The following is a 12,783-nucleotide window of genomic DNA, read 5'->3' as shown; positions in this document are numbered from 1 at the left end:
ATGCTTAATTGTCGCAAGATTCTGGAACTGTATTTTGAAGGAGTCAGTCAGAGAACCATTAGTTCTAGCACTGGACATTCAAGGAATACTGTTTCTGATGTCGTTCAACGTGCCAAGAAACTTGATGTGGAATGCTTGAACGATACAATGACCAATCCATGGCTAGAAGCGTTTCTTTTTCCAGAGAAACAAGCTATAGAGAAAGGTTACTTTCCGGTTGATTGGTGTTATTGATACTCATTTATGTCCAGAAAATGACGGTGGCTATTGACCGCAGTTTGACGAGGACGCTGTCCAATGATCGCCAAAAAATAAGACCATCTTAAAGAAGACAGTCAGTTAACCGGATATTTATAGAATAACCTGATATCTTTCTTTTTCGTTTAGGTTGAAGCGAACACCTTCGGTGATAATATACCAACAATTGCAGAATTCTAGGGTGCAGTTTAGGTAGTAGTAACCCAGAATCAGATTAAATCCTTCCCCACAGTGCAGTCCGTAGGACTGACCTTCAAATAGTACAGCCCAACGATCCTGTTCACGATCATAGAACATTTCATAGGGTGGGTTCATGAAAGTTCCCCCTCAATCACTCGCTTAACCATCCGATCATCAATGATGGGATGACCATTTTGAGCACCATATATTAGGCAATGCGTGCACACCTTATTGATCAGCCGCGGTGTACCACTAGAGAATCGGTAGATTTCTTCAATGGCATCCTCTGTAAATACCGGACGGTCGCAACCAGAAAACTTGAGTTGACACTCAATATAGGCACTGGTTTCTGAGCGATCATAATGACCGATCTTGCACTGAAGATCGATGCGCTGACGAATAGCGGCGAAACTTTGAAGTTTCAGACGGTCCCAAAGCTCACTTTGACCGACCATGATGAGAGCCATTGGACTTTGTGAATCCATTTTAAAGTTCAAAAGGAACCGAACTTCCTCCAACATTTCACGACTGAGCAGATGAGCTTCATCGACAACGCAGACAGGCTGGATACCATGAATCCCACGCATGAGTTCGATTTCATGATGCAGTTGTCTTTTCGCATCCCCCCGATAAAATTTAGCCTCACAGCCCAACTGTTCCAGGAGTCCCTTGTAGAAATGACGTGGCGTTAGCTTTGAATCGGACAAATAGAGAACACTATAATGACTTGGATCTAATTCTTGTGTAAAGCGTCGGACAATTGTCGTTTTACCTGTGCCACAGTCACCTGTTAAGACAGCGAAGAGCTGACGTTCCGCTGCGTGTATCAGGCGCCCCAAAATCTCATCCATAGATTGTGAGTGATAGAGATTGCTTGAAGGAATTGATCGGGAGAAGGGTGCCTGCTTCATCTGGTAAAATGGCTCAAACAAGGTGCTCACCTTCTCTCATCACCTTGCTGTAAGAAACCGCCGGTTTCTGCACGTCTTGCCGTTCCTCGTGCTTTTGAGTTGCTGCACGCAAGAGCCGTGACGCATCCGTTTGTTTGGGTTGAAGGTTTTCAGGTAATTCTGGTCGTTTTCCGACATGTGTGCCAATCTCAAGTTTCTTAGCTTGCCAGGGAGTATAACCTTCTTTTTCAATAGTAATTTGTGACAGATCTGATGGATCATAGATAACATCCACGGTAGTGCCGATAAATGGAGTACCCACTTCATACAGTTGGTTCTGAAAACTGATACATCCGGATTTATCTACCTTTCTTTTTTCCGCATGAAGAAAAGCCAAGCGGATGGTTTCCGCATCCAGAAAGTGTAAGACCTTTTTATCGCTCCGGTAAGCCATCTCCGGTGTGACATGCTCGCCCAGGGCCGAGTGAGGCTTGTTCAGATAACATTCACTGAGCCAGACTTTGAAGAGGTCATTCAGTTGATCAAGTGACTTGGGCTTTTCTAATGCGATTTCTCCCAAAAAAGCATCCACAACACGGTTTAGACGTTCTACCTTGCCTTTTGAGCTAGGCGAGTACGGTCGGGCATAGAGGAGCTTTGTCCCCAGTTTGGAACAGGTCCGAGCCATCCATTTCGTGCGATACTGCTTCCCGTTATCAAAAAATACAGCTTCCGGTCTCCCATACTTCTGAACAGATTGGCGGAAAGCATCTTCAACGATCCGCTGATCTAGAGTGGGATAAAAAGCACCATGAAGGACAAAACGAGTGGCGTCATCGATGAATAAAACAAGATAGGCTTGTTTCTTGATACCGCCTTGACCAATGGGGAGGAATGGTCCAAATTTGATATCCGACTGCCAGAGCTTATTTCGATGAGATTGTTGGAAGCGTCGAGCGGCTCCTGCTGTTGACTGGTAGAGCCGCATTTGCCGTGAGCTATAACCTCGTTCCGTAAGTCTTTCCTGCAGTGTTGATCGCTTAATTTCACCCGGTTTTGCTCGTCCCTCCCACTCCAATATTTGGATAATCTGCCGGACACTTCGTTGGGGTGCTTCTCTTCTGAGCAGGATTGCTTCTTCCAATAATTCATTTCTTAACGCGCCTTTTATCAAGCCTGCCTGTTTACGCATGGGCTTGAGCCCCTCGAGTCCGAGCTCTCGATAGCTGCCCAGATAACGTCGGATCGTTCTTTCTGAGAGTCCACTTGTTTCACAGATCTGTTTTTTCACTTCAGTCGCTCTGGCGGTGTCCAAATCGCCAGATAACAATGGGGCGATCAGTTGAAAACGTTGAGACGCAATTTCTTCCAGCTTTTTAGAATTTCTCATCACACATCTCTCCTCGTTTTAGCCTTCATCATGAAGTTTAAACGGGAGTCAGCCGGACAAAAATGCAGAACGGGTCTGTACCCAAAGATGAACATTAACAATCGGTCTGGCCATTCTAGCCAGCCAACCTGGTGCATCGCCAAATAGCCGTCCAATTTTTTCGAGTGCGGTCAGTGATTCCACGGACGAAGGATCCACTGGGGCTAAATTGATTTGTTGAAAGCGGAGAACGATCGAATGAAGACAGGCCAGCCAGTAATCGATATACTCAAGGAACCAACGGTTCCAACGATATAGAGTCGAATTGTCCGCAGCGACATCATTTTTGTGAGGCTGGGAAACAACTTTTTCAAAGCAACGTGACTCATAACGTTTATAAGGAATAAGCAGATCAGGGAGTTCATGATGAACTTTTGAACACGTGCCACAACACAAACGACGAATGCGCAGTGAAACGCACGTTCCTGAATCCTTTATGTATTTTCTCAAACGGCTTCCAATGACTTTAAGTTCTCCTCCACAACAAGGACAAGGCACCTTTTCCGCACCCTTAACAGAAAACACCTGTGGATGGGTTATCAACAAGCCGATAGTCTGATATAATAACCATATTGTTGGTTTTAAGGGTATCCCTCGTGTAAGTAGGATTACACGGTAAAGGGATACCTTTTTCCTTTCGTAAAATAAGTGCCAGCTATAAAGTCCTATGGACATTATAGCTGGCACCTACTGGACAGGCAATCCCGTCAACTTTCGGCTATTTTCAGGCAGCAATAACAATTGGGAAAAAGTCCATAAAGAGTTACAAAAAAAGAATGTCACCTTGACTTTATTGCATCACGAGTATGCGACAGAAGCACGTGATGGTGGGAAAATTCCTTATGCCTATCGTACTTACTGTGAAAACTATGGGAAATATGCGAAGAAGTATAAGTTAACCATGCCTATTCGAAGAAAACCAGGTGAAGTTATGGAGGTAGATTGGGCTGGATCTACGCTGCAAATAATTGATCGTTCAACAGGAGAAACGATTCCAGCCTATGTTTTTATTGCGACCTTGCCTTATAGTCAATTCAGCTACGTTGAAGCATTTTTAGATATGAAATCAGCTCATTGGCTGATTGCTCACATTCATGCATTGGAGTATTTCGAGGGAGTTCCTGAAACGTTGGTTCCCGATAATTTGAAAACGGGGGTGACAAAAGCACATCGAGAAGAGCCTCTTCTGAATGAAGCCTATCGTGAACTTGCAGACTATTACCATACTGTCATTGTTCCGAGCCGTGTTCGCAGGCCGAGAGATAAAGCAAGCGTTGAAGGGACTGCTGGATATATTTCTCGGCAGATGATCGCTCCACTAAGAAACTATCATTGTTTTCGTATCGAAGATTTAAATCAACAAATCTTTGAAAGTCTAGAGGAAATTAACACCATTGACTTTCAAAAGCGACCTGGTTCACGTAAAAAGGTGTTTGAGGAAGAAGAGAAATCCTACCTTCAATCGCTTCCTCAAACACGGTACAAACTTGCGGAATGGAAAACAGCAAAAGTTCAACTGAACTACCACATCCAAGTTGAACGAATGTATTATTCCGTTCCATATGATTATGTCCGAGAGAATGTCGACATTCGACTAACCACGGACTTAATTGAAGTTTACTTCAAAGAAGTCCGTATTGCATCCCATAAACGATTAAAAGGTGAAATGGGTCAGTTTTCTACGAACGCGGACCATATGCCTGATCATCACCGATTATATCTAGAACATAATCCTGATAATAATCGGAAGTGGGCAGAAACGATTGGACCGTCCGTGACTCAGTTGGTTTCTTATATCTTAGAAAAAAATGTGGAGAAAAAGGCATTAAATATCCTTAGTACACTCAGGAATCTATCAACAAAATACACAAAGGCAGACATGGAAAAAGCAACAGAAACATTACTTGAAATAGCAACAAACCCAACGGTTTCTGTTTTAAAAAGTGTATTGGAAAGAATGAAGAAAAGAAAAGAAAAGAAAACAAAAACAAAATACAGATAGTAGCACCACCTCTGATGATTATGGATTTATCCGTGGGGCTAAATACTTTGGGAGAGATAATAAATGATGAATCAAGAGACGTTACGTAAATTAATAGAAATGAAAATGGGTGCGATGGCTGAACTCTATAAGCAACAAGGACAGAATAACGATTACAAGAGTATGGATTTTGATGATCGATTCAATCTGTTAGTCGATTACGAGTATGATAGACGGAAATCTAATCGACTAGAAAGATTAATTAAACAGGCAACATTTAATGATCCAACAGCCGCTATTGAAGATATTGAATATCATCCTGATCGTCACCTAGACAAGAAACAAATACTAGAGTTAGCAACAGGAAATTACATTCAAAACCACCATAACATTATTTTAATGGGAGCCTCTGGGAACGGGAAAACATGGATATCAAACGCCTTTGGTGTTCATGCATGCCGCCAATATTACAAAGTTAAATATATTCGATTACCAGAATTACTGGATGAATTAGCTGTAGCAAAGTATGAAGCAGATGGAAGTTTCCGTAAGTTGATTCAAAAATATAAAAAGATTGATTTATTGATCGTAGATGAGTGGTTATTAACAGAGTTGTCAGAAGATAATGTACTCCATGTGTTGGAAATTATTGAAGCAAGGTTAAAGAAAGCATCCACCATTTTCTGTTCTCAGTTTTCTCCGGAAGGATGGCACTCGAAACTAGGACAGGCACAGATAGCAGATGCGATTCTTGACCGAATCGTTCACGATTCCTATAAGATTCTAGTTGATGGCGACGTTTCGATGAGAGAACGTCATGGATTGAGGGTATCTATATGATTCCCTCGGAAGTTGAAAATCGTATAGCACGGTATTTTATGCATATGTATTTACCGGATAAAGTGAGGGTGGCAGTTGAGGAAAGACTATTACCCTCCTGCATATGGAATGAGGAAGAGAATTTAGATCAGGATGAACTGGTTCGTTGGGCAATAGAGATTATTGATAAGCAATTAGGAGATAAACGATTCAGATAGTACAAACAGCCGTTGGAACGAACCTGATTCCAATGGCTTTTAATATTACTTTGGTAATTTTAATAACGGTGGCTCTTCCTCCCGCACTTACTGGCTCAGATATCCGCCAACAGTGGCTCAAAACTCCGCACTGCTGGTGAAGGCGGCCATCATAATAGGCCACTCGTGCCAAAAAATAGGCCAGGCTCTGCCACAAAAGAAGCCACCTTCTGCAAGAAAATAGGCCAAAAGGTAGACGGTGGCCACGTCAGTTTCTGACGCTGCTCCCCCTTCCCTATCTCGAGAGAGTATCCATTTTCTCTGAGAACCTGGCAAGGGTAAAGGCTTCGCCCTCCCTACGGTCGCCCTTGTCAGAACCTCAAAGAAAATGGTCGCAGTAGTTGGATAGGGAAGGGGCAGAAATGGCCATCTATTGATGAATATCAGTCGGACTTTTTTCTGCTTTTCCATTACCAATAATCATGACCGAAATCTTTGCAATGGCGACATTGCCACCGGCTGCGGACAGAAGGCATTATTAAATGCCTGTGGATCAAATTATGGCAGAAGGTGGCCTATTCCTTGTCATTGAGTGGACTATTTTTTGGCAAAAGGGGGCCGCTGACGTGGCCGCCGTCAGCTGGCTCAATCCATCCGCAATACTCAATTAAGTCCAATTGTAGTCCCAAACAAGAACATGATACTAATCACATGGATGTATTACTGGATAACACAATGAACAACCTTTAAAGCACCAAAACGATGCAAAATTAGCGCAAAATGATTTGATTTTCGTTGATTATCTTTGACGATTGCCGAAAAACAAAAAGAGCCTTGAACCGCGTCATATCAACGATTCAAAGCTCTTTTACTTGGTTTATTCAACCATCTCTGATACTCCATTAATGGAGACGGTGTCCGTATAACCACGTGCAACTATGACTGGTACAAAGGCATTCATAAAGCCACTATTTTACTTGTGCCAGTTTTTTGCCAGCATCGGACAAATCCAATCCGAAGGTGTGGGTATCTCATGAAAAATAAAGTAAAACGCGATCGTACTTATTACGAAAAATCAATTATTGAAATTGAAGACGTATCTGAATGGACGTTCATATCTTCCGCGCTTGAATTAAGCTTAAAAGAAACGAACGAAGATCTTGCCCATTACGTGAATGACAACGAAGAATCTGAAATGCTAAAGTATTTATCAAAAAAGAAACTTACACTCGAAAATATGATCACTGCACTTGATCCCAAAAATGAATTGCCCTTGATCTAATCATCATTTCCCCATAAATCCTCAACAGTCGTCCCAAGCACTTTGGCCAGTTTTATGGCCACGTGTAGGGACGGCTCTTTTGTTTTTCCTGAAACAATATTGGATAAGGATCCTTTCGAGATACCCACTTGCTGAGCTACGAACGTCTTCTTTAGTCCCTTTTGTTCAATCAACCTTGCAATTTTATTCATGGCTGCGATCACCTCTGTTAAAGTATTCTGCACCACACGGTCTTGTCCTTCTTTACATTTGTTCAGGTGGACAGGCAACAGACAAGCCTAATCTACCATAGTATCTAGTGTAGCAGCTGCTCACCTATCCACTTGAGTAGACGTACTCAAGTTTTCAGCTCGTCCCTGCCTGATACTATGGGATTCTGAAATTTTGTAAATAAGGATGTGTGAGTGATGGAGTATTACGAACTAGATTGGCGGAAAGCATTCGAACCGAAACCGATGGGAATTGTCTACGGAGTGACAGCAAAATCATTGTTAACATTATCGCCCATGATGGCGACTGGTGTGGCCATTATCGTAGGTGTGGGCGCATTCGCCATTGTTATGGCAAGAGTTGAAAAGCAGCTTGCACAGAAAGATGATCCATTTGCCGAGAAAATACCCTGGATTGCTAAAGGCGCGCTAATGATTGGATTTGCCGCAGGCTTTATCTACTTTGTTTTGAAAAATCCACTTTGGGGGTTATGATCATGTCCTTTTTCATTCGTTTTGATCCGTATTACCGAAAGCTGCAACAATGTTTTCGTGTAGCCGGGCTTTGCCGAAAAAATACAATAGGTGGCACTGTTTATGAAGTACAGCCGTTCATTCATAGCGTTCAGCACAAACTGTCAGAAGTGATTTTAACATTCACGTTGCCTAATGGTATGGATCCAAAATCAGTAAAAAAAGTTGACTATGCATTTAAGCAAATGTTCGGCAGTAATACAGCTGTAGATGGCGAGTTGAAAAAGTTTACCGTCCATATTTACAAAAAACAAATGCCGAAATCGCTTAAGTATAGTCGTTCTTTAGTTGAGCCTGCAATTGAAGGCATGAACCTGCCTATCGTGACCGGTGTCGATGCAACAGGAACATTTCAAGCCTTTGATTTAAAAAATCACCCGCATGTGCTTGTTGCTGGAGCTACCGGCTATGGGAAGTCCAGTGCATTGAGAGCGATCCTTACAACGCTAATGCTCTATAAGTCGCCGGAAGAATTGCGGTTCGTTCTTGGTGATCTAAAGTATTCTGAAATGACTTTATTCCGGGGATACAGTCATGTAGAGTCGGTCAGCACATCTGCAGCTACTTTGGCGCTTGAATTAGCAAAGGTGAGACACGAGCTCGAACGGCGAGGAAAGATGCTTGAAAAAGCGCGTGCCCTTTCCACTGTAGAAATCGGCGGGATTGCAGATATTGTGGTGTGTATCGATGAGGTTGCATTATTGAAAAAGGAAAAAGAAGTGATGGCTCTGATTGAGGACATTTCAGCGATCGGGCGTGCCATGGGTGTCTATTTGATCTTGTCGATGCAGCGACCAGATGCCGATGTCCTGGATGGAAAGTTAAAAAATAATCTGAATGTGCGGATCTCGTTTAAGCAAGCAGATAAAATCAATTCTAAAATCATACTTGATCAGGCAGGCGCTGAGAAACTGCCCTGCCCCGGCAGAGCAATTGTGAAAACAATTGATACTCAAGTCGTTCAGGCGCCGTTTATTACTGCTGCTCAAGTAGAGAAATTGCTTGAACCATTCTTTACTCAAGCACCTTCCATCCTGCAGAAAGATCTGCTTGAGCAGGAACAAGGACAACAATTCGGACTGCTTGAGGATGATGACGATGACTGAACGTGATGACGCAATTATGCGCGACATTGAACGGTTTCATTGCTTGAGTAGGGATAACATTATTGACATGTATTTTTCAGACATACGAACACCTGTGACCTGTGCGAATAAAGTACTCAGACGCTTGTCTGACCGAAAGAAAATAAAAGCTGACCGAACCGTCCAGCCTTATATGTACTTCCCGATCGATTCTAAAATGAGCACGAACAGCCAGAAGGTTGACCACTTTCAAGCAATCTTTAAAATATATTTAGCCATGAGGCGGCTAGGTGGCTTACGACATTTTTTTGTTGAACCTAAAATTGGCGGCAAGGGTACGGTTGAACCGGATATATTTGCAATTTGGCATGGAACACCGTTTTACATCGAAGCTCAGCTAAGTAACTACAGCTCGGACATCATGTTGAAAAAAATTGCCCGTTATGAGCAATATCGAATTAGCCGTACCTGGGAACAATTATCTTGGCAGCGAAAAAACAAGAATGTATTTCCAATTATTTGGATCATTGGCCAACGCCAATATGATGGATTGCAAGGCATTATGCAGACAAAAAGCGTGCAGGAGATGTACGATAGAATGAAAAGAGCGGTTACTCAATGAGATCAAGCTAAATCGTTCACAAAACAGACTAATCCAATAATTGTCAGAAATAAATAATTATAGAATAATTGAGTTATGCTTTACTGTGTACCTTGAGGAGGGTTCACATAGATCATTTTCTCATTCAGATGCAAGCTGGGTGAGTTTTTTTAATTTGTTCTGAATCTAATTAAGACAATACATTATGTACTACTTTAATATAAAATTATTAATCTAAAAAAAATGTTAGAAAAGAAGGAATTAGGTCTAATTACATAGAAACTATTTTTGAAACTAAAAAAAGACGGTGAAAATATGACAGCAGAAATTTTAATCATGAATAAAGAAGGCATTGCACTAGCAGCGGATAGTGCAGTAACATCAGGCGGTGGTAGGAAAATATACAATAGTGCCAACAAGTTATTTGCACTATCAAAACCTAATCCCGTTGGGATAATGATTTTTGGCAATGCCGAACTGATGGGAGTACCTTGGGAAATAATTATCAAAGAATTCAGAAAGTCAAACAACAATCAAAAATACCCAAATCTAAGAGACTATGCGCAACATTTTTTGGATTATGTTTTATCTGATCCAAGATACAGATCGACCGCTGTTGAGAACGATGCAATTATTCAAAAGTTAGCGTTAGCAATGAAGGTTATATCAAAACATGTCGATGATAATTTAGGTAAAAAATTCACAGAAAATATGCCTACTTACGAACAAAAAGTCGATGAACTTCAAATAGTCATACATGACTTCATTGATATTTTATACAAGTATGATGACCTTGAATGTTTTTCTAATGTATCAATTGAAGAGTTTATTCAAGAGTATTCAACAGTTATTTATCAAGTTATTGATGAGCAACTGCAAACAGATTATTTGAAGTCTGAAATATCAAATATGATTTTTGAACTAACGGAATTATTGATTGCCAAAGACCTGTTTAACACACCTTTTGATGTCAACTGCTCTGGGATTGTTATTGCCGGTTTTGGAGAAACAGAAATCTTTCCGACTTACATTGCATATAATGTTGATGGGATTTACAACGGAATTTTAAGACATTCAATCGACGGAACAGCATCAATTGGGCCGACCGTTACTGATGATACAACTACAGCCGTAATTAAACCTTTTGCACAACAAGAAATGGTACATTCATTCATCACAGGAATTGATCCAAACATTATTGATAAAATTTTTGCATCAATTGATGATATTTTTCAAGAGTTTCCCACTTTACTGCGCCAAGAATTAGATGATAATATATATTTGGACAGCAAAATTAGCAATAAAATTACTGAAGTCGGTAACGCTCTTTCAGAACAATTCAAAAGCACTCTCAATGAAAGTATACAAAGTGGATATATAAATCCTTTAATGTATGTTGTTCAGATACTTCCAAAAGATGAGTTAGCCTCAATGGCACAAGCACTAGTCAATCTAACTTCGCTTAAAAGAAAAGTATCAGATCAGCAGGAAACTGTTGGTGGGCCAATTGATGTTGCTATTATATCTAAAGGTGACGGTTTAGTCTGGATACAACGAAAACATTATTTCGATAAAGATAAAAACTTTGAATATTTCGAAAACCTATCGAGGAGTGAACCCTAATGGAAATGTATTTAAAGGAATCAAATAATTTAAAGGGATCTTTTTATCTAAAGTCAAATAAAAATAATTATTTATTACATGACTCCACTTCTTTAGCTTTGCACATCATCAAAGCTACAAAGAAACAACTTGCAGAAAAGAAAAAAAATAATTAATCAGTTTTTCTATTTTTGCCACTTATGTGGCTTTTTTTATGTCCATTTATGTATCCCGGGATTAGCCGGGTAAGATATATGTGGTCTTTCTGTTATGTCAAAACAAGGTGTTCCAGGTATGAATGCCGACAATTCCATCAACAGCTAGGCCATGTCGCTTCTGATACGCCTTAACCGCAGCTTCGGTTTGCTTACCAAAAATGCCGTCAACATTAATTCCTAGCGCACGCTGGATCCGCTCGACATCCTTTCCGGTACTGCCTTTTTTAATGAGGTGTCCAGGATACGGAACAACTGCCGGCCCGCTCTTGGTTGACTCGCTCTTAACAGTAGCAACCTTTTTCATTTTCAGCTTCTGACCAGGAAAGATCAAATCTGATTTAAGATCATTCCAGCGTTTAATGTCATGATAATCAATGCCATAAGCAGCGCCGATTTCAGACAATGTATCACCTGATTTAACGACATATGTGTCCGGAACAGATTGTTTCTTGTTTTTTACACTTGGCTTCGGTTGGTCTGCAGCTCCCCACTCGCCGACATTGCCTTTAATATCGTTATAATCAACGGTGACGTCGGCAATCGTTTGACCATTTTTATATTGGTGCAGATCTGCATGACTGCTGACCTTCCCGCCGCTCCATGCATACGTTTGAAAATAATGATTCGTATAGGTTGTGGCACTCAAAGACTCAACCACGCCGTAAGATCCATACACGCCGACTTTATATCTTTTAAGCGTATCAGCAACGCCTTTGAAAAATTCTTTGACTGCATCTAAGGCAGATCCACGCGCATCAAAATCCACAGCAAAATAGATTACTGTTCCTTCTGGTTGGTTGATGCTACGTGCCCATTTATCTGCTTCCTGTGCTTCAGAAACGCCTTTTGCATAATTAAAAAAAGACGCCCTATTATTGGTAGTCTGTCGGATCGAATAAATTTTGATTCCCGCTGCCTTTAATGCATTAACCTCTGCGCCTTCAAGTGTCTTCCAACTGTCGGGACTGCCGATGTATCGCCCCACCAATCGGATACCCGCTTGATAAAGTTCCTTTGCCTTTTCTGCAGTTAGCTTTGTTGCCAAATCTATAACTTGTACACCCATTATTTTTTCCCACCTTTCAATATTTCTACGAGTTTAGTAATCTGATCCGGTACCGGCAAACCAGTCTTTCCGGCGTTCTCCAAGATTGAGAGCAGCTCATTGGCCAGATAAAAAAAGATAACTGCGTCACGCGCGATATGTTCTGTTCCCATCGCTTGATCAGCAAGATGCGCCGCCGCAACAACAATAATAATCATGACCTTTTTTGCAATACCATGAAATCCAACACTTGATGATAACTTGCCAAGATAAGCCGCAGCCACAACCCCTGAAACATAGTCAATAACGATGAAAGCAACCAAAATACTGATCAGCATGGACCAACCTCCAAATAGATAGCCGACAGCTGCCCCAAGCAGAACTGCAGCAGAACGATAGATAAATTCCAATGAATTCATGATGATGCCTCCTTTAAATTTGGACATAAAAAAT

The 12,783-nt window shown here is 41.2% G+C and carries 17 protein-coding genes; 10 read left to right on the top strand and 7 right to left on the bottom strand.

Translation table 11 applies throughout. The annotated features are described in order from the left end of the window. Positions 1-234 (top strand): hypothetical protein, encoded by a 234-nt coding sequence (locus tag AC6F33_RS05515; RefSeq protein WP_480947564.1) that lies wholly within the window; start codon positions 1-3, stop codon positions 232-234. 117 nt (positions 235-351) lie between these two features. Here AC6F33_RS05515 and AC6F33_RS05510 read toward each other — a convergent pair whose 3' ends face one another. The 4 genes from AC6F33_RS05510 to AC6F33_RS05495 are packed head-to-tail and all read right to left on the bottom strand — an operon-like array spanning position 352 to position 3,432. Continuing rightward, positions 352-573 (bottom strand): DUF5348 domain-containing protein, encoded by a 222-nt coding sequence (locus AC6F33_RS05510; protein WP_480947565.1) that lies wholly within the window; start codon positions 571-573, stop codon positions 352-354. Then, complete coding sequence (locus AC6F33_RS05505) at positions 570-1,370, bottom strand: ExeA family protein (RefSeq protein WP_480947566.1); 801 nt, start codon at positions 1,368-1,370, stop codon at positions 570-572. Before AC6F33_RS05505 ends, AC6F33_RS05510 begins: the two co-directional genes overlap by 4 nt. Further along, positions 1,363-2,718 carry a DDE-type integrase/transposase/recombinase gene (locus tag AC6F33_RS05500; protein ID WP_255747206.1) on the bottom strand — a complete coding sequence of 452 codons (1,356 nt, stop codon included), beginning with the start codon at positions 2,716-2,718 and terminating at the stop codon, positions 1,363-1,365. Before AC6F33_RS05500 ends, AC6F33_RS05505 begins: the two co-directional genes overlap by 8 nt. Before the next feature lie 48 nt (positions 2,719-2,766). Further along, positions 2,767-3,432, bottom strand: a complete 666-nt coding sequence (locus AC6F33_RS05495) for a DUF6431 domain-containing protein (protein WP_304654789.1) — start codon at positions 3,430-3,432, stop codon at positions 2,767-2,769. A 109-nt stretch (positions 3,433-3,541) separates the two neighbouring features. Between AC6F33_RS05495 and istA the strand changes: the two genes are divergently transcribed. From istA to AC6F33_RS05475, 4 genes are all read left to right on the top strand, one after another. Next, positions 3,542-4,759: an IS21 family transposase gene (gene istA, locus AC6F33_RS05490; protein ID WP_500777951.1), complete on the top strand. Its 1,218-nt coding sequence runs from the start codon at positions 3,542-3,544 to the stop codon at positions 4,757-4,759. Between the two features lie 63 nt (positions 4,760-4,822). After that, complete coding sequence (gene istB, locus AC6F33_RS05485) at positions 4,823-5,578, top strand: IS21-like element helper ATPase IstB (RefSeq protein ID WP_480947571.1); 756 nt, start codon at positions 4,823-4,825, stop codon at positions 5,576-5,578. A gap of 718 nt (positions 5,579-6,296) precedes the next feature. Then, entirely contained in the window at positions 6,297-6,425 is a 129-nt protein-coding gene (locus tag AC6F33_RS05480; RefSeq protein WP_480947572.1) for a hypothetical protein, read from the top strand. Between the two features lie 362 nt (positions 6,426-6,787). Then, on the top strand, positions 6,788-7,036 hold the full coding sequence (locus AC6F33_RS05475) for a hypothetical protein (protein WP_500777950.1): 249 nt from the start codon (positions 6,788-6,790) through the stop codon (positions 7,034-7,036). Here the strand turns inward: AC6F33_RS05475 and AC6F33_RS05470 are convergent. Next, positions 7,033-7,263 (bottom strand): helix-turn-helix transcriptional regulator, encoded by a 231-nt coding sequence (locus AC6F33_RS05470; RefSeq protein WP_500777949.1) that lies wholly within the window; start codon positions 7,261-7,263, stop codon positions 7,033-7,035. The genes AC6F33_RS05475 and AC6F33_RS05470 overlap by 4 nt on opposite strands. 180 nt (positions 7,264-7,443) lie before the next feature. Between AC6F33_RS05470 and AC6F33_RS05465 the strand changes: the two genes are divergently transcribed. From AC6F33_RS05465 to AC6F33_RS05445, 5 genes are all read left to right on the top strand, one after another. Further along, positions 7,444-7,740 (top strand): hypothetical protein, encoded by a 297-nt coding sequence (locus tag AC6F33_RS05465; protein ID WP_500777948.1) that lies wholly within the window; start codon positions 7,444-7,446, stop codon positions 7,738-7,740. Between the two features lie 2 nt (positions 7,741-7,742). Next, entirely contained in the window at positions 7,743-8,885 is a 1,143-nt protein-coding gene (locus AC6F33_RS05460; protein ID WP_500777947.1) for an FtsK/SpoIIIE domain-containing protein, read from the top strand. Further along, positions 8,878-9,486, top strand: coding sequence for a hypothetical protein (locus AC6F33_RS05455; protein WP_500777946.1), 609 nt, complete (start codon positions 8,878-8,880; stop codon positions 9,484-9,486). The genes AC6F33_RS05460 and AC6F33_RS05455 overlap by 8 nt, the downstream gene beginning before the upstream one ends. Before the next feature lie 294 nt (positions 9,487-9,780). Next, positions 9,781-11,088 carry a hypothetical protein gene (locus AC6F33_RS05450; RefSeq protein ID WP_500777945.1) on the top strand — a complete coding sequence of 436 codons (1,308 nt, stop codon included), beginning with the start codon at positions 9,781-9,783 and terminating at the stop codon, positions 11,086-11,088. Further along, positions 11,088-11,243 (top strand): hypothetical protein, encoded by a 156-nt coding sequence (locus AC6F33_RS05445; RefSeq protein WP_500777944.1) that lies wholly within the window; start codon positions 11,088-11,090, stop codon positions 11,241-11,243. Before AC6F33_RS05450 ends, AC6F33_RS05445 begins: the two co-directional genes overlap by 1 nt. A gap of 97 nt (positions 11,244-11,340) precedes the next feature. On the opposite strand, the gene AC6F33_RS05440 is transcribed toward AC6F33_RS05445, so the two are convergent. Together AC6F33_RS05440 and AC6F33_RS05435 are read right to left on the bottom strand one after the other, a co-directional pair. Next, a complete protein-coding gene (locus AC6F33_RS05440; protein WP_500777943.1) occupies positions 11,341-12,351 on the bottom strand; it encodes a glycoside hydrolase domain-containing protein in 1,011 nt (336 codons plus the stop codon). Next, a complete protein-coding gene (locus tag AC6F33_RS05435) occupies positions 12,351-12,749 on the bottom strand; it encodes a phage holin family protein (protein WP_500777942.1) in 399 nt (132 codons plus the stop codon). Before AC6F33_RS05435 ends, AC6F33_RS05440 begins: the two co-directional genes overlap by 1 nt. Positions 12,750-12,783 lie beyond the last annotated feature (34 nt).

It is taken from the genome of Sporolactobacillus sp. BBK16-2, assembly GCF_059878335.1.
The sequence above is the reverse complement of the archived record's forward strand: the minus strand, read 5'-3'. Positions and strand labels throughout refer to the sequence as shown.